The 20,092-nt window shown below is 66.2% G+C and carries 18 protein-coding genes; 7 read left to right on the top strand and 11 right to left on the bottom strand.

The features are described 5' to 3' along the window. Position 1 precedes the first annotated feature (1 nt). Genes ACZ1I2_RS08215 through ACZ1I2_RS08230 form a run of 4 tightly spaced genes read right to left on the bottom strand, consistent with a single transcriptional unit; the run spans position 2 to position 1,753 of the window. The gene (locus ACZ1I2_RS08215; RefSeq protein WP_465181617.1) at positions 2–940 is read right to left on the bottom strand and encodes an alpha/beta fold hydrolase; all 939 of its coding nucleotides are present in this window, start codon (positions 938–940) and stop codon (positions 2–4) included. Next, a complete protein-coding gene (locus ACZ1I2_RS08220; protein WP_465174452.1) occupies positions 937–1,146 on the bottom strand; it encodes a helix-turn-helix transcriptional regulator in 210 nt (69 codons plus the stop codon). Before ACZ1I2_RS08220 ends, ACZ1I2_RS08215 begins: the two co-directional genes overlap by 4 nt. Beyond that, positions 1,143–1,349 carry a hypothetical protein gene (locus ACZ1I2_RS08225; RefSeq protein ID WP_465174451.1) on the bottom strand — a complete coding sequence of 69 codons (207 nt, stop codon included), beginning with the start codon at positions 1,347–1,349 and terminating at the stop codon, positions 1,143–1,145. Before ACZ1I2_RS08225 ends, ACZ1I2_RS08220 begins: the two co-directional genes overlap by 4 nt. Beyond that, positions 1,346–1,753 carry a hypothetical protein gene (locus ACZ1I2_RS08230; RefSeq protein WP_465170162.1) on the bottom strand — a complete coding sequence of 136 codons (408 nt, stop codon included), beginning with the start codon at positions 1,751–1,753 and terminating at the stop codon, positions 1,346–1,348. Before ACZ1I2_RS08230 ends, ACZ1I2_RS08225 begins: the two co-directional genes overlap by 4 nt. A 376-nt stretch (positions 1,754–2,129) precedes the next feature. Between ACZ1I2_RS08230 and ACZ1I2_RS08235 the strand changes: the two genes are divergently transcribed. Both ACZ1I2_RS08235 and ACZ1I2_RS08240 read left to right on the top strand, forming a co-directional pair. Next, positions 2,130–2,399, top strand: coding sequence for a hypothetical protein (locus tag ACZ1I2_RS08235; RefSeq protein WP_465174450.1), 270 nt, complete (start codon positions 2,130–2,132; stop codon positions 2,397–2,399). Positions 2,400–2,636: 237 nt separating this feature from the next. Then, a complete protein-coding gene (locus ACZ1I2_RS08240) occupies positions 2,637–2,945 on the top strand; it encodes a hypothetical protein (protein ID WP_465174449.1) in 309 nt (102 codons plus the stop codon). Between the two features lie 387 nt (positions 2,946–3,332). On the opposite strand, the gene ACZ1I2_RS08245 is transcribed toward ACZ1I2_RS08240, so the two are convergent. Beyond that, positions 3,333–4,136 (bottom strand): AraC family transcriptional regulator, encoded by an 804-nt coding sequence (locus ACZ1I2_RS08245; protein WP_465174448.1) that lies wholly within the window; start codon positions 4,134–4,136, stop codon positions 3,333–3,335. Between the two features lie 150 nt (positions 4,137–4,286). On the opposite strand from ACZ1I2_RS08245, the gene ACZ1I2_RS08250 reads away from it, so the two are divergent. The 3 genes from ACZ1I2_RS08250 to ACZ1I2_RS08260 all read left to right on the top strand — a co-directional run bounded on the left by ACZ1I2_RS08250 (position 4,287) and on the right by ACZ1I2_RS08260 (position 7,209). After that, a complete protein-coding gene (locus ACZ1I2_RS08250; protein WP_465174447.1) occupies positions 4,287–4,976 on the top strand; it encodes an O-methyltransferase in 690 nt (229 codons plus the stop codon). Continuing rightward, positions 4,973–5,722 carry a siderophore-interacting protein gene (locus ACZ1I2_RS08255; RefSeq protein WP_465174446.1) on the top strand — a complete coding sequence of 250 codons (750 nt, stop codon included), beginning with the start codon at positions 4,973–4,975 and terminating at the stop codon, positions 5,720–5,722. Before ACZ1I2_RS08250 ends, ACZ1I2_RS08255 begins: the two co-directional genes overlap by 4 nt. Positions 5,723–5,925: 203 nt before the next feature. Beyond that, positions 5,926–7,209: a serine hydrolase domain-containing protein gene (locus tag ACZ1I2_RS08260; protein WP_465174445.1), complete on the top strand. Its 1,284-nt coding sequence runs from the start codon at positions 5,926–5,928 to the stop codon at positions 7,207–7,209. 46 nt (positions 7,210–7,255) lie between these two features. Here ACZ1I2_RS08260 and asd read toward each other — a convergent pair whose 3' ends face one another. From asd to ACZ1I2_RS08290, 6 genes are all read right to left on the bottom strand, one after another. After that, a complete protein-coding gene (gene asd, locus ACZ1I2_RS08265) occupies positions 7,256–8,107 on the bottom strand; it encodes an archaetidylserine decarboxylase (RefSeq protein ID WP_465174444.1) in 852 nt (283 codons plus the stop codon). Positions 8,108–8,453: 346 nt separating this feature from the next. After that, positions 8,454–10,763, bottom strand: coding sequence for a TonB-dependent receptor (locus tag ACZ1I2_RS08270; protein WP_465174443.1), 2,310 nt, complete (start codon positions 10,761–10,763; stop codon positions 8,454–8,456). Continuing rightward, positions 10,760–11,254 (bottom strand): MarR family winged helix-turn-helix transcriptional regulator, encoded by a 495-nt coding sequence (locus ACZ1I2_RS08275; protein ID WP_465170154.1) that lies wholly within the window; start codon positions 11,252–11,254, stop codon positions 10,760–10,762. The genes ACZ1I2_RS08270 and ACZ1I2_RS08275 overlap by 4 nt, the downstream gene beginning before the upstream one ends. 153 nt (positions 11,255–11,407) lie before the next feature. Further along, positions 11,408–14,215: a TonB-dependent receptor gene (locus ACZ1I2_RS08280; RefSeq protein ID WP_465181618.1), complete on the bottom strand. Its 2,808-nt coding sequence runs from the start codon at positions 14,213–14,215 to the stop codon at positions 11,408–11,410. Positions 14,216–14,274: 59 nt separating this feature from the next. Further along, positions 14,275–15,246, bottom strand: a complete 972-nt coding sequence (locus ACZ1I2_RS08285) for a FecR family protein (protein WP_465170152.1) — start codon at positions 15,244–15,246, stop codon at positions 14,275–14,277. Further along, a complete protein-coding gene (locus tag ACZ1I2_RS08290) occupies positions 15,213–15,791 on the bottom strand; it encodes an RNA polymerase sigma factor (protein ID WP_465170151.1) in 579 nt (192 codons plus the stop codon). The genes ACZ1I2_RS08285 and ACZ1I2_RS08290 overlap by 34 nt, the downstream gene beginning before the upstream one ends. 271 nt (positions 15,792–16,062) lie before the next feature. Between ACZ1I2_RS08290 and ACZ1I2_RS08295 the strand changes: the two genes are divergently transcribed. After that, positions 16,063–18,558: a TonB-dependent receptor gene (locus ACZ1I2_RS08295; protein ID WP_465174441.1), complete on the top strand. Its 2,496-nt coding sequence runs from the start codon at positions 16,063–16,065 to the stop codon at positions 18,556–18,558. A gap of 2 nt (positions 18,559–18,560) precedes the next feature. After that, complete coding sequence (locus ACZ1I2_RS08300; RefSeq protein ID WP_465174440.1) at positions 18,561–20,087, top strand: CehA/McbA family metallohydrolase; 1,527 nt, start codon at positions 18,561–18,563, stop codon at positions 20,085–20,087. Positions 20,088–20,092: the final 5 nt, after the last annotated feature.

Raw genomic sequence — 20,092 nt, forward strand, 5'->3', positions numbered from 1 at the left:
GTCATTTCGCGTCGGCAAAGGCCTTGAGCGCCGCGGCGAAGGCGGCCGGCTGGTCGAGCATCACGAAATGCGCCGCGTCGCCGACATCGACATAGGTCATGTTGGGCGCGGCGGCATAGGCGCCCTTGTAGAGCATGTCCGCCATCGGCTTTGTTGCGGCGGTGCGCCACGGATAGACGAGCGTGATCGGCGTCCTGATGCCGGCCAGATCGGGCCGGAGATCAGTCGTCAGATCCTCATACATCGCCTGACCAGAGACGCGCGGATCGGCAGCCATCGCCCAGGCCTTCACCTTCGCGCGGGACTCGGGCTTGAGCGAGAGCTGGTTGGCGACTGCCTCGGCCTGGGCCGGGTCGGCCGGCTTGCCCCAGCTTGCCGTCATCTGGTCGCGCATCGCCTTGCCGCGCGGCTCGATCATCGCGACCGTCGCGGTCGGGCCGAACAACATGCCGTAAAAGGGCAGGGCATCGACCACCATCAGCCGCGACAGATGGTCGGGATGCGCCCTGGCGAACATCAGCCCGACCAGTCCGCCGAGCGAGTGACCGACGACCGCCGCGTCCTTGATGTTGTGGCTGGTCATATAGGCGTCGAGTTCCGCGACCACGCCGTCGAGAATGCCCGGCTTCAGGTTCGCGCCCGGCGCGTCGCCGCCGAAACCATTGATCTGCACCACATAGACCCGGTGCGTCTTCGCCAGGTCGGGCACCAAGCCGTCCCACACCGCGCGCGGGCTGGACAGGCCGGGGATCAGGAAGATCGCGGGGCCGGTGCCGGTCGCCTCGATCGAGATATGGTCCATCGTCGTGGCCGGTGCGGCGACGGTCGCCGCCTGGGCCGGCGCGGCATGGGCGGGGAAGACGTTGAGCAGCAGCAGCGGCAGGGCGATGGTCGCGATCAGGCGGCCCCTATTGGACCGAGTCATTTTGGCGGGGGTCATTGCATGGTCTCCTTGGATGGGCTGGTGAAAATGTCTTCGATCGAGAGCTCGAACAGCTCGGCGATCCTGAAGGCGAGAGGGAGCGAGGGGTCGTAGCGGCCGGTCTCGATCGCGTTGACGCTCTGGCGCGAGACGTCGAGCCGGTCGGCGAGATCGCCCTGGCTCCAGTCGCGTTCGGCGCGGAGCACCTTGAGGCGGTTCTTCATGCCTGGCCTCCGCGGTGGACGAGCAACACGCCGGCGGCCGCGCCGGCCGCAAGGCCGATGATGGCCCAGAGAAGCGCACCGGGGGCGCTGGTCCTCCGGATCAGAAGCGGCGTCGCGCAGACCAGGACGACATAGAGGAGGATGACAGGCCCGAAACGGCGCAGATAGCTGCCCACCCCGGGGTCGACGCGATCGCGGGTCATGCCTCACCTCCCGCTGCCTGGAGCTTGTTGACGCAGGCGCCGATGCCCAGCCCGGCGAACCACAGGATCACCGCATAATAGGCATAGACATGCGGCACGAGGCCGAAATTCTCGAGAAACCCCCAGGCGGTGGAAATGCTGAGCGCGAAGCCGGTCGCGATCAGTGCCTGGCGCACCATCATGTCGCGCAGATATTCGTCGGTCTCTTCGGTCAGATACCGCCCGATGACGACCAGCATGCCGATGATCGGCAACGCGGGCAGGATGGCGACGATCCAGGCGACCGGGCCGCTGAGCAGCTGGTGCTTGAAGCCATAGACCGCGCCGATCAGCGCCGCCGCGTAGATCAGGCTCAGAATGATGACCCGGCGATTATACCGCCCGATCGCTTTGCTTTTGGCCATGAGTAAGGCTCCCTTTCGAATCAGTAAGGGAAGCTTTACAGTCAAGGTCGCTTGTCTGTCAAGTGAGGTTGTCAATTAGACGCGTGTGGTTGTCATGCGCGCTGCGAGGAAGGAAGCTTCCGGCCCTTTTCTCTGCTGCGCTTTGTTCTTTACTTGTTCCGATAGAACGAAATGAGCACAAAAGACTCGACTCGTTACGCTTTTTTAACGATAACTCAGCCTGACGTGATTTGGGGCGGCTGTGGCGGCCCCGGCTCGGATCATCCGCTAACGAGTGCAATCCCCAGCGGACTAGCGTGTTATGCCGGGATAAAATGTCCCTTAAAGGCGATAGGCCAAGGCGGTTGCATCATCCCAAGAAGGGAAAATGCACGTCATGCCCAACTATATCGTTACCTACGATCTCAACGCGCCGGGGCAGAACTACAACGCGCTCTACACCGCGCTAGAGGCGTATCCCAACCATTGGCATTATCAGGAATCAGCGTGGATCATTGGCCCGTCAGGTAGCGCCTACGATGTCGCCGAAAGCATCAGGATCCACTTGGATACAAACGACACTCTGTTTGTGACCCGAGTGACAGAGGACTCTGCGTGGTGGAATTTTGACGACAAGGCATCTGACTGGTTTCGCGGGGTGATTTGAACACGCAGCCCGCCATAATGGGCGAGCCGCAGCGGCAAATGTCATTCGAATGGGTCACTGGTATCAGGATACATTCAAGACTTCGCGTTGCCGGAGAAATGACCGCCGGCGTGTCGAATCGCCTTTGGGAGATCGCGGACATTGCGCAACTAGTCGCGAATGCAGAAGTAGCTCCAGAGCGCGCGGCGCTTACAAGAAGCGGACAATGTGATAGCTTTCCCGCGAAGGGGGAAAGCTATGCGAATCACCTCGGTAAAAACCCTTGTGCTTTGCTCGCCGTTCCTGATGTTTGCAGCCCCTAGCGCCGCTCATGCGCAGGCAGGGCCTGTGGGCGCACCCGGACGCTACATCATTGTTCACAGTCCTCACGTTCAGCGTGATACGGTGCTGCTTGATACGGCAACGGGGAAAACATGGCAGCTTCAGACGTATTCGTCTCGGGAAGGCGAGCCTGTGGTGTGGGTTCCATTGGCGAGACAGGACAACCCGGCTGAGATGGCAGCATTTTTCCGGGACAACCCCTCAAAAACCAAACCCACCCCCTGACCCATTCAAACTGACCCGCTACCCGTAAACCCATAAACTTGCACGAACCAAGCTGACGGACATAGACTGAGCGTTCTCTCAGCCGAGCCGGGAGGCAAGACTTGGCGAGGGGATCAGCTGGGGCTCCGAGAGGAGCAAAGGGGTTTCTCCCGCCCTCCCAGCACCAGCTCGCAAACCGCGAGCGCCGGTGCCTTGGTCAGAACCAGAAGACCTGCCTCAGTCGCGTCCTGAATAATTTCGATCCAAACGCCGGCCTGTCACCGGCTGCCCTGCTCATATGCCTGCTTTGTCATGTAGATGACGTCCTGCGTGACTGTTATGCGAGCTTGCCGGGCTCGGGCTGGGGATCGCTTCCCGTGGCAGGAAAAGCGGCAGACAAAACGCACCTCACCCCGAATATCGCTCCGCCATGTACCGCCCAGGCGAAGTACCGAGCGCCTTGCGGAACATCGTGACGAAGCTGGGCACGCTCTCATAGCCCAGGTCGCCGGCGACCTGCTGGATCGAGGCGCCGCCGGCCAGCCATTTCACCGCCAGAACCACGCCGAGTTGCTGGCGCCAGCGGCCGAAGCTCATGCCTGTCTCCCGGCTGATCAGCCGCACAAGGGTCCGTTCGCTCATGCCCGCGCGCTGCGCCCAACTGTCCAATGTGCCCCGGTCCGCCGGGGATGCCATCATGGCGTCGACGATCCCGCGCAGGCGCCTGTCGGTCGGCATCGGCAGGTGAAGGTCCTCGACCGGCGCCCCCGCGAGCTCGTCGAGAAGGACTGCCACCAGCCGCGCCGTCGCGCCGCCTTCCTCGTAGAAATAGGGCAGATGCGCGGCGCGCGTCAGGAGCTCGCGGAGCAGCGGCGTCACGGAGACCGCGCAGCAGGTGTCGGGCAGGCCCGTGCCGGCGTCGGGATCGACAAAGGCGTTGTAGCCTTCGAGCACGCCGGTCGCCCGGATGGCGTGCAACGCGTTGCCCGGTATCCAGATCGCGCTGCGGGGCGGCACGATCCACAGCCCGCCGTCCACCTCGCAACTGAGCGCGCCGCGCTGCACGTACAGCATCTGGCCTTTCCGGTGGCGATGAGGCTCGAGCTCGAATCCCCCGACGTCCGACATCATCGCGCCGAAGGCCACGATCGGCCGGGGCACGTCGTCGGGATCGACCCATTCGAAATCCTGCAGTTCGTTCAGGATCGGCATGACGGCGCACCGGGCAAATGGGAGTGCGTGGCGAGATCGAATAACATTCTGTCCAGCCTTCGTAATGACGCCAAATCCGGTTCCCGGTAATCGATCCGCATGCGCCCGTCGAGGCCGGCGGCGCCCCCGGAATCGAAAAAAGGACATGTCGTGGACACATTGAGCAGCCCTCGCGTCGCGGCGCTTCTGGGCAATTTGCACCGGGACGCCGAAGCGGCGGATCGCGCGCATGCGGACGCGATGCGGGCGGCCATCGACGCGCCGGGCGCGTCGATCGAGCAGCTGGTCGCCGATCTGCTCGCCAGCGAAAGGGATTATCGAACGACCTATCGCAGTTATGCCGACAATTTCCTCGCCGTCTCGCCGGACTATGGCCGCTTTCTCTATGCGACCGCGCGCGCCTGCAAGGCGAGGCGGATCGTGGAGTTCGGCACGTCGATGGGCATCTCGACGCTCTATCTTGCCGCCGCGCTGCGCGACAATGGCGGCGGGCAGCTGATCGGCAGCGAGATGGAGCCGGCCAAGGTGGCGCGGGCACGCGCCCATCTCGACGCGGCCGGCCTGGCCGATCTGGTCGATATCCGCGCGGGCGACGCGCTGGAGACGCTCCGGGACGTCGGCGGCGATGTCGACCTGTTGCTGGTCGACGGCGCCTTCTCGCTCTACCTGCCCGTGCTCAAGCTGATCGAGCCCCGGCTGAGGGCCGGCACGGTGATCCTCGGGGAAAACGCGTTCGAGCCGGGATATCGGGAGTATGTCCGCGATCCGGCGAACGGCTATATCTCGCTGGCGCTGCCGGACGAAGGTCGCGGCAATGAATTCACGGTGAAGCTGTCATGATGCTGGCGGCGGACTCACCCGAACGCCCCGGCACCCGGGAGCCGGGGAGGATCGGCAAGGCGCTGATGCGCCTGCTGATGAAGCGCGCGACGGTGGTCGCGAGCGAGCGGCTGGCCGATCGTTTCTGGCTGATCACGCTCGAAGGCCCCGCGCTCGAGGGTGTCGCCTGGGCGCCGGGGCAAAAGGTCCAGATCGCGATGGGTTCGGCCTTCCTTGCCCGAACCTATACGCCGATCGAATGGAATGCCGCGACCGGGCGGGCCTGCCTTCTCGGCTATGCGCATGGGGACGGCCCGGGAAGCGCCTGGGTCCGGGCGGTCAGGCCCGGCGACTCATGCGATATCTTCGGCCCGCGTGCCTCGCTCGACCTGCGTCGCCTGGCCGGTCCGCTCGCGATCATCGGCGACGAAACCTCGATCGGGCTCGCGTACGCGGCGACTCATCGGGAGGGGGCGCGATCCGTCGCCTGCCTGTTCGAGGTCGACGATGTGGAGGGGGCCGGACAGGTGGCGTCGCAGCTCGGCCTGCATGATGCCGCGTTCTTCGCGCGAAAGCCGGATGACGCCCATTGGGCGGAGATGGAGGCCGCGCTCCCTGCCCTCGTTGCAGGCGGCGCGTCGTTCGTGCTGACCGGAAAGGCCGGCACGATCCAGCGGCTGCGACAGGGCCTGAGACAGCAGGCGGTCCCGGCGGCGCGCCTCGTCACCAAGGCTTATTGGGCGCCCGGCAAGACCGGCCTGGACTGAGCGTGGAACTGACGTGCGTTCGATGAAAAGTTGAATGGCGGGTCTGTAACGGATCGACCTTTAGATTCAGGACACTGGCGATCGCGGTCCTGACAGCGCTCGTTCGTCCGCCGGTTATGGCCAAGCCCGCGCCGGGCGGCTAGGCGGACCGGCAGTCAGAACAATGCGTGCCCGAAACGCCATTTCGGGAAGGTCGGAGACGGATGAGCGGGTCGGGGAAGCGTTGGTACGGAAACAAGCTGGTCATGGGCCTCGCGCTCGCCCTCATCCTGGGTGGCGCTGCGATGCTCGGCGTAACCTGGTCGCGGCTGTTGCCCGGCAAACACGCGCGGACGGTCTCTCAGGTGCTGTCGATCGACATCCCACCGCCCGAAATGCCATCGAAGGTCGATTATAGCCTCCTGGAAAAACGCATAGCCGGCCTCATGCAGGAGCCCGACATGGTCGGCCTGGCCGTCGGCACGGTCGAGCATGGGCGGGTCCGGTTCCTCCGGGGCTATGGCGAGACGGTCGCGGGCTCCGGCAATCCCGTTACGCCCGATACCGTGTTCCGCTGGGCCTCGCTTTCCAAGGCCGTGGCGTCCGCGCTCGTCACCAAGCTGGCGGAAGACGGCAAGCTGTCGCTCGACGCGCCGCTGGCGTCGATGGGCACGACACTCACGCTTCCCGGCGATTCCCGGGCGGTGACGGTCGCCGACGTCCTGTCGCACCGGGTCGGTCTCGTCCGCAACGCATGGGACGAGCGGCTGGAGGCCGGGGAGGATCCGAAGGCGCTGCGCGCGGCACTCGGCACGCTGCCGCCCTTTTGTCCGCCCGGCACCTGTTATGCGTATCAGAACATCGCCTATGACACGGCGAGCGAGATCGTCGAGCATGTGACGGGCCGCGACTATGCCAGCGTCGCGCGCGCAAGGCTGTTCGAACCGCTCGGCATGACTCATGCGAGCATCGGGCGTGCCGGCCTGGAAGGCGCGGCGAGCTGGGCGCATCCGCACCATCGGAACAAGATCCCGGCCACCGTGACCGACATTTATTATCGCGTGCCGGCGGCGGGCGGGGTCAACTCGTCGATCCGCGATCTCGCGCAGTGGATGCGCGCGCAGATGGGCGAGGCGCCGACGATCTTGTCGCCGCGCGCGCTCGAGACGATGCACCGCGCCAGGGTGCCGACCCCGCCGCATGGCCCGCGCGGCCCGATGGATCGCGCCCTGGGGAATGCCGCTTATGGGCTGGGCTGGCGCAGCTTCACGTACGCCGGACATGCCCTGGTCGGGCATCGCGGGTCGGTCGACGGCTATGGCTCGCTCATCCTGTTCGATCCCGCCGAAAGAAGCGGCATCGTGATGCTGTGGAACAGCAGCGGGGGCCAGGCGGCGCGGCTTCAGCTCGAATTCTTCGACATGCTGTACGGCCTGCCGGCGCACGACTGGCTCGAGCTGGCGGCGCCGAAGCCGGGGGTGAAAACCCCGGGCGCCGCGCCGCGATAAAGCGGGGCCCGTCGCGCGGGCGGTGCATGCCGCGTCGGAAAGGGTCTCAGCCCGGCCTGTTGCCCATCATCTCGCCGAGGCGCACGGGCCGTTCGGGTGCCCAGTCCCGGTTGAAGGCGATGGAGCCGCGACGGAACAGCATCACGATCGTCGAGCCAAGCAGGAAGCGGCCCATTTCCTCGCCCTTTTTCAGCAGGATGTCCTGGCCGTCATAGGTCCAGTCGGACATCTTGCCGGTGCGTGTCGCATTGACCACGCCGTGCCAGACGGTGGCCATGCTGCCGACGATGGTCGCGCCGACCAGGACCATGACGAACGGGCCGTGTTCGGGCGAGTCGAACACGCACACCACGCGCTCGTTGCGCGCGAACAGGTTGGGCACGCCGCGCGCCGTGGTCGGGTTGACCGAGAAAAGCGCGCCCGGCACGTGGATCATCCGGGTCAGCCTGCCGTCACAGGGCATGTGCAGGCGGTGATAATCCCGTGGCGACAGGTACAGATTGGCAAAGCTGCCATGGCGAAACCGGGCCGCCAGGTCGCTGTCGCCGCCGAGCAGATCAATGGTGGTGAAGCGATGCCCCTTCGCCTGAAGCATGTGATGGTCGTCGATCGCGCCGAACTGGCTGATCGCGCCGTCCACCGGGCAGGTGAAATCGGCCTCGGCCAGGGGCCGGGCGCCCGGCTTGAGCGGGCGGGTGAAGAATGCGTTGAAGCTGGCATAGCTGGCGATGTCCGGATTCGCGGCCTCGCTCATGTCCACGCCGTACCGCCGGACGAACCAGCGGATCAGCGGGAGCGTCATCGCGCTTCCCTCCGCCCCCGCAACATGACCGGCGAAGCGGGTCAGGCGTTGTTTCGGCAGCAGGTGCTGAAGCAGGATCTTGAGGCGATCGGACATGGTCAGGCTCGAATGAGGGGCTTTTGCGGGGCAAGCGTTACCGCGCGCTTCCCGCGCGGATGCGTCCGAATGGCGGAACTGGTGGTCAGCGGTGCGGCAGCTTTCCGACGATAGTCCGTGGAAAGCAAGGCGGCCCGTCCCGGCAGGGTGATCGCATCTGGAGCGGGGCGGGTTGGAAAGGCGCGGAAGAAGGGGTTCACGCGAAGGCGCGAAGGCGCGAAGATATTCGGATGCCATCGAATGGACCGCGTATCGCGGACGGACGATCCAAAAACTTCGCGTCTTCGCGTCTTCGCGTGAACCAGCTCTTCCTTTTTGCCACGCCAGATACAAGAACGCGGTGCGCTCAGAATTTGAAGGCGGCGCTTACCCCCCATTCGCGCGGCCGCCCATAGCTCGCCTCGGCCAGGCCGAATGCGCCGGAGACGTTTCCGGAGACCAGGTACAAGGTGTTCGTCAGGTTCGTGCCGAACACCGCGAGCGTGATGGCGCGGCCCGGCAGCGCGTAGCTGAGCCGGGCGTTGAGCAGCCCATAGCCGTCGTCAGTGATGATCGGCGAATTGGCGACATCGTGATAGATGCGGCTGTACATGGTGTAGTCGATGCGCAGCCCGGCCTCGCTCCCGTCCGAAAACTCGTGGCTGAGATCAAGACCCGTGGTGACGGTCCATTCCGGCGCCTTGACGAAGTGGCTGGCGAGCGTGATCGGCAGGATCTGGGTCGGGCCGAGGCCCTGGCCGATCGAGGTGTATTTGGCATCGAGATAGCCGACCCCGGCGTTGAAGGTGAGCCATTTCGCCGGGCGCATCACCGTCTCGAATTCGGCGCCGTTGATTTCGCCCGCCGCCGCGTTCGCGACGAAGTTGGTCGGCGTCTGGTTCACCGTCAGCTGGATGTCCTTGTAGATCGAATGGAACGCCGCGATGTTGGTGGTCAGCCGGCCATCGAGCCATTGTGCCTTCAGCCCGGCCTCCCAGGTGGTCAGCTCCTCGGGCGCATATTGCGTGACTTCGGCATCACTCACCAGCGGTCGACCGTTGAAGCCGCCCTGCTTGAAGCCCTTCGAATAGGAGGCGTAGAGCAGCACGTCGTCGGCCGCCTTGTAGTTGATGCCGAAGCGCGGCGTGAACTTCTCGAAGGTCGCTTCCTTGGTCACGTTGGTGAACTGCACCAGGTCGCGCTGGCGCACGTTGATCGAGGTGAATTCCTTCTTGTCGCTGGTGTAGCGTCCGCCGACCGTCACGCTCAGTCTCGGCACGATCTCGAAATCGATCTGGCCGTACGCGGCAAGGCTACGGTTGTTGGTGTAGTTCCGGATGAACACGGCGGGCGTGAAAGGCGGCGGGGCGGCCGGCGCCTGGAGCCCGATCGCCAGGTCAGCGGTCGCGATGTCGGATGCCTTTTCCTTGAAGTAGAAGCCGCCCAGCACATAGCTCAGGCGTCCGTCGAGCGCCTTGCCGGTCAGCTGCAGCTCCTGGCTGAGCTGCCACTGCCTGTCGCGGTTGGTGGTCTGGCGGAAGACGAACGGCGTGTTGTCGCCGTCGCGCGTGAAATAGGCCTTCATGTGGCGATAGGCGGTGATCGACTTCAGCGTCGCGCCGCCGATATCGTAGGAGACGATGCCCTGGACGCCCCACAGGTCGAGATCATTGTCGTTGGGCCCGCCGGCATAGGTCTCGAACGGGCTCGCCGTGATGAAGCTGGGGTTGAGGGTCTTCGCGCCGTTCGGGGCGACGATGCCCCGGCTGGGCGCGACATAGGTGTTGTAATTGGCGAGGAACGGGATGCCGGTGATGCCGGGCGCGTTGCCGACCGCGAGCAGATCGGACGGGGCCGATGTCTCGCGCGCCCGGGTATAGTCGGCGCCGATATCGATCGTCAGGCCGCTTCCCTCGGGCTGGATGCGCAGCTTGGCGCGGATCATCTGCGCCGAGCGGTCGCCCTGGGTGTCGCCGTCGACCAGCCGCTTCACATAGCCGTCGCGGTTGAGCGTGGCGCCGGAGAGCCTGAGGCCGACCACGCCCGGCACGATCGGCACGTTCACCGCGCCCTTGACGTCGATCCGGTCGAAGCGCCCATAGGTCGCCTCGATTCGTCCCGACGTCGTGTCGACATTTGGCGAGGCAGTGTTGATCAGCACCGCGCCGCCGATCGTGTTCTTGCCGAACAGGGTGCCCTGCGGCCCGCGCAGCACCTGCACGCTGTCGATGTCGACCGCATCCATCACGCCGCCGATCGAGCGCGCATAATAGACATCGTCGACATAGAAGCCGACGCCGGGGTCGCTGAAGATCGCGAAGTCGTTCTGGCCGACGCCGCGCACGAAGACCGTGGCGTTGTAGTTGCCGCCCGACAGGGCGGCGGCGCCGTCGAAGCGGATGTTCGGGGTGAACTTGGCCACTTCGTCGAGGGTCGCGACATTGCGCTCGGCCAGCGCGGCGGCGCCGAACGCGGTGACCGCGACGGGAACGTCCTGGAGGCGCTCCGAGGTGCGCCGGGCCGTGACGAGGATGTCGTTCCCGTCGATCGGCACGTCCTGTTCGGCACTGGCCGCGCTGCCCGACGGATCGGCGGTCGGACCAGTATTCTGCGCATGCGCCGCGCCGCTCGCCAGCATCGCCGCGACCGCGATGCCGCTCGAAAGAAGACCCCTCATTTCACCCTCCTCAATAACGCTCTCTTGCTCGATGGCAGGCGTGGTTCGACTGAACTATGTGCTTGGCGGAGCTTGAGCAGCAGGCGCCTGAGCTCGGCCCGTTCGTCCCCGGTGAGCGGCGCGAAGAACCATTCTTCGTGATCCGCGGTCAGCTGGACGACTTCGGCGCGCAGCTGGTGGCCCATCTCGGTCAGGTGGAGTGCGTTGCTGCGCCGGTCCCGCCCGGGCCGCCGCTCGACCACGCCGATCGCGACAAGATTGTTCACCGCGGCCATCGTGCTGGCGCGATTGATGCCGAGGACATTGCCCAGCTCGGTCTGATCGCAGCCGGGGTGCAGGCCGATATAGGCCAGCGCGGTCGCGCGGCCGGGAGGAACGCCGAGCTTGGACATCTCGTCCTGCAGCGCTTCCATCGAAAGCATGTCGACGCGGCGGAGCTGATAGCCCGTCCGATCGGCGATCTCGCCGAGGCGAGCGTCGTCATTCTTCATCGATTCTCCCCTTCTGCCACTCGCGAGCAGTTATGAGAAGAATGTACGTCAGCCATACAGTTATGGCAACTAGCAATTAGAACGGAGACCCGAGCAAGTTTTCGGGCCCTGATTTACTCGAGGGTCCGCTCGGCGCCCGGCCGCAGGCAGGTCTCAATAGGACAGGCTGAGCGTCGCGCGGACGGTCCGGCCGAATTCCGGCCGGGCGAGGAAATAGCTGCCCATGCCGTTCACGTCGAAGGAGCCCGCGCGCGGATTGCCTTCGGTCAGGCCGAGCGTGTTGGTGAGGTTGGTGACATGGAGCGCGACGCTCAGCCGCTTCGTCAGCGTCGCATTCGCGTCCAGGTTGATCAGCGAGAAGGACGGCAGGCGCTGCGAATTGGCGATGTCGGCGAAGCGCGCGGAATGATGCACGACGTCGGCATCGAGGCGCAGCCTGCCATGGAACAGCGTCAGGCTCGGCGTGGCGCGCAGCGACAACTCCGGCACGCGGATCAGCTGGTTGCCGGTGACGTTGCGCGTGACCGGCTGGCCATAGACCAGCTCGACATAGCTGAAATTGCGGTAGCGCGGGTCCTGCAGCGTCGCCTGCACGTCCAGCTTCAGCGGGCCGACCAGATCGGCATGCCCGGCCAGCTCAAGGCCGATGGTCGAGGTGTCGGCGATCGAGGTCCGGTCGACATAGCTGTTGGTGTCGGGATCGAAGCGGTGATCGGTAAAGGGCAACCGCGCGAAGTGGGTGCGGAACGCGACCGCCGACAGGTTCCAGTGCCGATGGCGCAGGGTCAGCCCGGCCTCTGCCATGGTGATCGGCACGACGGCTTCGTCGGTGCGGTTCGGCGCTGCGTTGAACTCGCTCGCGCTGGGCAGCCGGGCGATGCGCGTGACGCGCAGGAACATGCCCGTGCTCGGCACCGGGTTGAAATTGACGCCCGCCGTCCAGCTGAGGCCGGAGAAACGGCGGCGGATCGGCTCGAACACACCAGTGCCGGTCAGCACCGCATCGTCCGCCAGCGTGGTCGGATCGCCCAGATCGACCGGCGTCGAATCCTCGACCCTGCCGCCGATCCGGACCTGCTCCCACCGTCCGCCCAGGTCGATCCGCCAGTGCGGCGCCACTTTCCACTCGTCGGCGAGATAAAGCGCGACGTTGGAGGTGCGCAGCGTGACGGCGTCGAACAGCGATCCGTAGCGCGTGAATCCGTTATCCGTCAGCGCGCCGAGGTCCCGCCCGCTCGGGTCGACCGCCACCACGTCGAGCCGCCGCGCCTGGCCGCGTACGTCGAGCAGCACCGTGCCCATCGTCCGGTCGAAATCGAGCCTGGCATCGTCATAGGTAACGCCCAGGGCAAGGTCGTGATGGCCCCAGCGATCGATGCTGCGCGTCAGCCGGGCGTCGCCAACCCATTCCCGCATCGGCATCCAGACCGACAGCAGGTTGGCGCCGACCACCAGTCCATTGCCATTGCTGCCGGGCAGGAACGGCGCGCCGGTATCGGCGTAGCGGATCCGCGCGGCGGCAGTGCCGGGAAAGGCCGAGACCAGTTGCGGAAGGACGCCGGAGATATAGTCCGTGCCCGCCATCGGCCGGCCGACCGGGAACAGCCCGTTGCGCAAGGTGCTGCCGGTACGCAGCCGCGCCTTGACCTCGAGCGCGCCCCGGTCGCCGAGCGCTAGCCTGCTTGTCATGGTGTAGACGGTGATCCGGCTGTGCGTGCCCTGCGACAGGTCGAAATCGCGCGGGCCGGCGGCGGTCCGGATCGGCACATGCAGATTGTCCGGCCCGGCCAGCGTGTCAGTCAACGGGTCGAAGCCGGGAATGCCGCGGACCTGGCCCGTGCTGTCAAACCGGAGCGGCACGGGCAGATAGAGGATGACGCGGTCGTCGAGCCGCTTCACGTTGAACGACAGCCGGGCATGGCCGTCGTCATAGTCGATCCCCGCGCGGATCTGGCCGCCGCGATCGGCGGGATAGCCGGGATCGCGCAAACCGTCGTCGCGTCGATAGAAGCCGCCGATCGAAACGCCCAGGTTCGGGGCGATCCGCGCGCCGGCGAATCCATCGATCCGCGCATAGCCGGCGCTGCCGCCGGTCGCCGACAGGGCATAGCCAGCGTCGCGCAGCCCAGTGCGGGTGACGAAATCGATGCTGCCGCCCGGCGCGTTGGGTGTGAAGATCGCGGAAGGGCCGCCGCGCACTGCCTCGACCCGCTCGACGGTCGAATCGAGGCGGTAGATCTGGTCGGTGTTCAGATAGCCGAGCCCGCCGTCATATTGCACCGGCAGGCCGTCCTCGAGCAGCGCGACCGAGGAATAGCCGTCGGTCGGAATGCCGCGCGACCGGACATTGTTGCTGGCTTCGCCCCCGGTCGATTCGACCCAGAAACCGGGGATCTGCTTGAACAGGTCGGCGGTGGACAGCGGACCCTTGCGCGCGAGCGTGGCGGCGTCGATCTGGGTGACTGCATAGCTCAGCTCGGTGTCGGCGAGCGGCGCTTCGGCGGCGCGGCCGGTCACCACGATATCGCCCAGCTCGGGCGGTGGGGGCGGCGCGGGTGCCGGTCTCGGCACGGGAGTCCGCCGGACCGTCCGAGCCGGCGCAGGCGCCCGGCGCAAGGTCACCACGCGGTCGCTGAAGCGCGCGATTTCGAGCCCGCTGTCGCGCAGCAGCCGGTCGAGCGCCACGCGCACCGGCATCTCGCCGCGCAGCCCCGCGCCGCGCCGCGTGGCGGCCGCCTCATAGGGATAGAGCAGCTGGACTCCGGCCTGGCGCGCGAACCGGTCCAGCGCGTCGGCGAGGTTCTGCGCCGGAATGTCGAACCGGGCCGATCGCTCCGCCGGCGCCGCGTGCACCGGTGCCGCGAGCATCACCGCCGCGCCGCACAGCATGGCACCGGCCATGCGCAGGGCATGGCCAGCCACTGGCCCGAGAAAAAAGCCTATGCCGCGGATCGGACGCATGAGTCTCCAGTGGCGTCCCTGCGCGACAGCTTCGTGTCACCGCGCGACGACGCGTCGAGTCAGCCCTTTCGGCGGAATAGCAGGATCCGGCCGTCCTGCCGGCGATGGTCGATGGCGAAGCTCTCGTGCAGCGCCGTCAGGAAGCTATCGGGATCGTCGATCAGGAACTCGCCGCCAAGCCGGGTCGGGGCAAGACCTGTGTCCTGCAGTACGATCTTGTCGGGCAGATAGCGGTTGAATTCGGCGACCGCCCGATCGAGCGCCATGCCGTTGAACACGATCCGGCCATTCTGCCAGGCAGTGGCGGCCGCGATCGCGTCGGGCGACCATGGTGCGACGCGCGCCGCGCCGCCATCGACCGTCAGCGCGGTGCCGGCATGGATCGTCTCGGCGAGCGTGCCGCGATAGACTGCGGCGGCCCGGCCCTCCAGCACCAGCAGCTCGCCGCCATCCGGCGCGACCCGGAGGTTGAACCTGCCGCCGCTCAGCCGCGCATCGATCGGGTCGCTGTACACGCGCAACGGTTTCGCTGCCTGGCGGACGAGCAGGGCGGCCTCGCCGCGCTCGATCCACAACTCATGCTCGTCGGCAAAGCGCCAGGCGACGCGCGTATCGGTGTTGAGCGTCGCATGGCTGCCATCGGGCAGGCGGATCGTCTTGCGCTCGCCGACATTGGTCGAGGCATAGGCCCGGCGCGGCCAGGCGAGCAACGCGCCCGCGCCGCCAACGCCCAGCGCGGCAAGCAGGCCGCCGGTCACCGCCCGGCGCGAGAAGGTCCGCGGCATCGCCTGCTCGGCCTCGGCCTGCGGCGGGGGGCTTGGCTCGACCGGTGCATCGAGCATCGCGGACAGACGCGGATCGGCGGTTCGTCGCCACGTCGCGGCGACCTGCGCAAAGGCCGCAGCGTGCCGAGGGTCCGCATCGCGCCAGGCATTGAACGCCTGTTCGTCCGCGGTGCCGCCATCAAGCGCCACCAGCCAGTCGATCGCTTGCTCGCTCAGCTCCGCTCCAGCCTTTCCGTGGTCTCCCATGCAGTCGCTTGCTCCGTCTTCGCCTGTTCTTCTTGCCGATTCAGCGTGCGCGTCAACAGGCGAAGGGCCTTGATGAGATGTGTCTCCACCGTTGAGACGGAGATGTTCATTCTTTCCGCTACTTGGGCCGGCGGCAAGCCCTCAATTCTTCTCAGGACCATTGCCTCGCGCATGCGCGGCGGCATGTCCTGCAGCACCTTGACGACATGGCGCAGCTCGGACCGGTCCATCGCCACCACGTCCGGGGTCGGCTCCTGGTCGGGGATTTCCAGCGCGTGCAGCACCGCGCCCCGGTCGATCCGGACCACGTCGGCCCGGCGGAAACGCTCGATCGCCAGGTTGCGGACGATCCGCATGGTAAAGGCGTGCGGGTTGGCGATGCCGGCCCAGTCGTCGAGCGCGAACAGCCGCGCATAGGCTTCCTGCACCAGCTCCTCCGCCTCTTCCAGCTGGCGGACCAAGCTCATCGCATAGCGGCGCGTCTGCTGGTGGTGGATGAAGACGCGGTCGGCGAACCAGATGTCGATGTCACGCAGCCAGGCCATGTTTCGCGCCCCATCGCAGTATCGGATGAGCGGCGCCTAGTGTCTGCATATGACAGATGGTTGACAGTGCGCGGCGCCTGAATCGCCTAGCCCCGCCTTTGCCCTTGGCGAAAAAATTTTTCGACCGGCGATAGCGGAAACCGCTCCCCGTCCCGTCTGCGCGGCGAAGCACAACCGAAAGCCAATCGCCGTCGCGCACCCGAGCGGCGGAACGACCGGCCGCGTCCGTCGCGGTCCGGGCGATCCCGATTGGAAACCAAAGGGGACTATCATGAAGCCGTATCTGATGACGACGTCGCTGCTCGCCCTGCTCTGCGCCGGCGCGGCGCCGGCATGGGCGCAGGAAGCGCAATCCGGGGCCCAGGACCAGCAGGCGGCACAGGACCAGCAGGCGCAGGGTGACGACGGCGACGACATCATCGTCACCGGTCGCGCCGGCACCGGCCAGCGCACCAAGGCCGAGATGAGCTATTCCGTCACGCGCATCGACGAGGAGGCATTGCGCCTGCAGGCGCCGACCAGCGTGACCGAAGCGCTGAAGTCAGTCCCCGGCTTCTGGGTGGAATCCTCGGGCGGCGAGGCCAGCGGCAACGTCCGCGCGCGCGGCGTGCCGGTCGACGGCTTCGGCTCGATCCAGCTGCTCGAGGATGGCATCCCGGTCCAGCACGATCCCGCGCTCGGTTATCTCAACGCCGACCAGGTATTCCGTCTCGACGAGACGATCGACCGGATCGAAGTGGTGCGCGGCGGCCCCGCCTCGCTCTTCTATTCGAACGCGCCGGCCGGCGCGGTCAACTTCATCCCGCGCCAGGTGAGCGACCATGCCGAGGGCCTGGTCAAGGCGTCGATCGGTGCCGACAGCATGTACCGCGTCGACTTCTGGGCCGGCGCGCCGATCGGCGAATGGAAGTTCGCGCTGGGCGGTTTCTACCGCTCGGAAGGCGGCGTGCGTGATCCCGGCTTCACCGCCAATCGCGGCGGCCAGGTCCGCGCCACCGTGTCGCGCGAATGGGAACGCGCCAAGGTCAGCCTCGACGTCAAGCGCATGGACGATATCGTCGGCTTCTACACCGGCATCCCGATGCGCACCTATCCGGACGGCAAGATCCGCGCGGTGCCCGGCTTCGATGGCCATTACGGCACCGTCGCCGGCCCCGAGACCGAGCGCGTCCGCATGATCCAGGGTGACGGCAGCACCTATAATTTCGACAACAGCGTTGGCACCCAGGTGAAGCGCACCCAGATCACCGGCAAGTTCGAATTCGAGCCGTGGGACGACTGGAAGATCGCCAACACCACGCGCTACAACGACACCCGCACGCAGCGGAACGGCGTGTTCCCCAACACGCTGCAAAGCGCGACGAGCCTGCTGACCGCGCAGGCCGGGCTGCTGAGCCAGGTGCCTGGCGCCAGCAAGCTGCAGTTCCGCTACGCCACCGCGCCTTCGCAGGTCTTCGATACCGCCAACCAGAACGGCAACGGCCTGGTCATCGTGGGCGGCCTGCGCGGCGTGACGATGCCAGTGAAGGAGTTCATGAGCGACACCCGCCTGTCGCATCGGTTCGACATGGGCTCGACCAGCCACGACATCACTTTCGGCTATTATTTCGCGCATATCGACGAGGATTTCAGCCGCTATTCCTCGACCGCGCTGCTCGACGTGCGCGACAATGCCCGGCTGCTCGATCTGGTCGCGGTGGATGCCGCCGGCAACGTCCTGAAGACCTTCACCGACCATGGCATCTACAAATATGGCTATGAGTGGGAAGACGCGCATGGCGAACAGACCACCAATGCGCTCTACCTAGCCGACGAATGGCAGATCACCCCCAACCTGCGCGTCGATGGCGGCGTGCGCTGGGAAACGATGCGCGCACGCGGCACCGTCGCGCTGAAGAAGACGGTCAATCTGGGCACGCCGGCGACCTCGTCGATCATCACCGGCAGCGGCGTCTATGCCAATTACGACAATGATTTCAGCCACACGACCTGGACCCTGGGCGTCGACTATCAGTTCAGCAAGCATGCCGGCCTGTTCGCTCGCTATACCTCGGCCAATCGCCTGCCGAGCCTCGGCAACTACCTCACCAGCCCGACCGCGACGCCGGTCGTCCAGACGATGGACCTGGGCGAGGTGGGTCTCAAATATACCAGCTCGCTGCTCGACATCTATGCGACAGGCTTCTGGACCAAGTACAACAACGTCTCCTTCACCAATTATCGCTTCGACCTGAACGGCCCGGCGATCAGTGAGACGCGCTATGCCGACACACAGACCTTCGGCGTCGAGCTGGAAGGCACATTGCGGCCGGTCCGCTGGTTCGACCTGTCGGCGACCGCGACGCTCGAGGATCCGCGCTACAAGGGGCTGACTTATGTCGATGCCTCGAACAAGACGTTCGACTTCGACGGCAACCGCCTGATCCGCGTGCCGACCGTCAGCCTGCGCCTGGTGCCAGGCCTCAACCTGCTCGACGGCCGTATCCGCCTGCAGGGATCATGGGAATATGAAGGCGCGCGCTATGTCGACACCGCCAATTCTGTGCGGCTGCCGGCCTATGGCACGATCAACCTGAGCGCGCGGTTCGATGTGTCGCAACGGCTGTCGGTCTATGGCTATGTCGACAATCTCAACAACTCGCTCGGCCTGACCGAAGGCAATCCGCGCGCGGGCGAGCTGCAGAATGGCGATGCCGGTGCGAACACCTTTATCGCGCGTCCGCTGATCGGGCGGAATTTCCGCGCGGCCGTGATGTATCGTTTCTGATCATGACCCTGCGACTCGCGTCCGCCTTTCTCTTTGCCCTTGCCTTGGCCGGGCCTGCCGTTGCGCAGGCCGGCCAGGCGGGGCCGCCACCCGGGCGAGCGGACGCGGGTGTGCCCTGGCGCGTGCTCAAGGGCGAACTGACCCGCGCCAGTTTCGAACATTATACCGACGTCCCATTCGATCTGCCGGCCGGGGTGACGCGGATCACCATCCGCTTCACTTATGCCGGCAAGGAACAATGCTCGGTCATCGATCTCGGCCTGCGCGACCCGCAGCGCTTCCGCGGCTGGAGCGGCGGCACGCGCGACCATATGACGCTTAGCACCGAGGAGGCGACACCGGGCTATCTCCCCGGCCCGCTGCCCGCCGGGCGCTGGAACCTGATCCTCGGCGCGCCCAATATCCGCGAAGGTGCACACGCGCCCTATGAGGCGCGGATCTTCATCGAGCGCCAGCCGGCTATCACTGAGTTCGCCGACGCCCCGATCACGGCCGGGCCCGGCTGGTATCGCGGCGATCTCCACATGCACAGCGGGGACAGTGACGGGAAGTGCAAGGCCCAGTCGGGCGCGAGCATTCCGTGTCCGGTCTATCGCACGGTCGAAGCGGCGGCGGCACGCGGCCTCGATTTCATCGCGCTCAGCGATCACAACACTACCGCGCACTATAATGCGCTGCGCGAATTGCAGGGCGCGTTCGACCGGCTGCTGCTCGTGCCGGGGCGCGAGGTCACCACCTTCTGGGGGCACAGCAATGTCTTCGGCCCCACCGATTTCCTCGATTTCCGCATGAACGGCCCGCGCTGGGACCAGGCACGCACATGGATCGACGCCGTGCACCGCGAAGGCGGGGTGGTGTCGATCAACCATCCCGGCGCGCCCTCGGGCGAGCTCTGCATGGGTTGCGGCTGGCGGGTAGACGACCTGCCGGACGGCGCGGTGGATTCAGTCGAGGTGGTCAATGGCGGCACGATGCGCGAGACGCGGGCCGCCGACACCCCGTTTCAGGGCTTTGCTTACTGGACGAAGCTGCTGAACATGGGCCGGCACGTCACCGGCATCGGCGGCAGCGACAGCCATGAGGCCGACCGCCCGGCGAGCGAGCCCGGTGCCATCGGCAGCCCGACGACGGTGGTCTACATGACTGAGCTGTCAGTACACGGCTTCCTCGCCGGCATCCGCTCGGGCCGGGTGTTCATCGATGTCGAGGGGACGAAGGACCGCTTTCTCGACCTGACGGCATCCGCCGGCGAGCTCCATGCCGGGATGGGGGAGACGCTACGCCTGAGTGCTGGCCAGGCCGTGCAGTTTGCCGTCGCCCTCAAAGGCGTGGCGAGCGGTTCCGTGCAACTGGTAATCGATGGGCGCGCAGAGCCGGCCTATCGCGCGCCATTCGAGGCAGGCCAGCCCGTCTCGCTCGCTTCGTGGCGCAGCGACGGACGGCCGCACTGGATTCGCGCCGAAGTCCGCGACGACGGGGGGCGGCTGCTGCTGATCGGCAACCCGGTCTATATCGCGCGGGCGCAATAGGCCGC

This window comes from Sphingomonas sp. BL-S-29, from assembly GCF_055521495.1.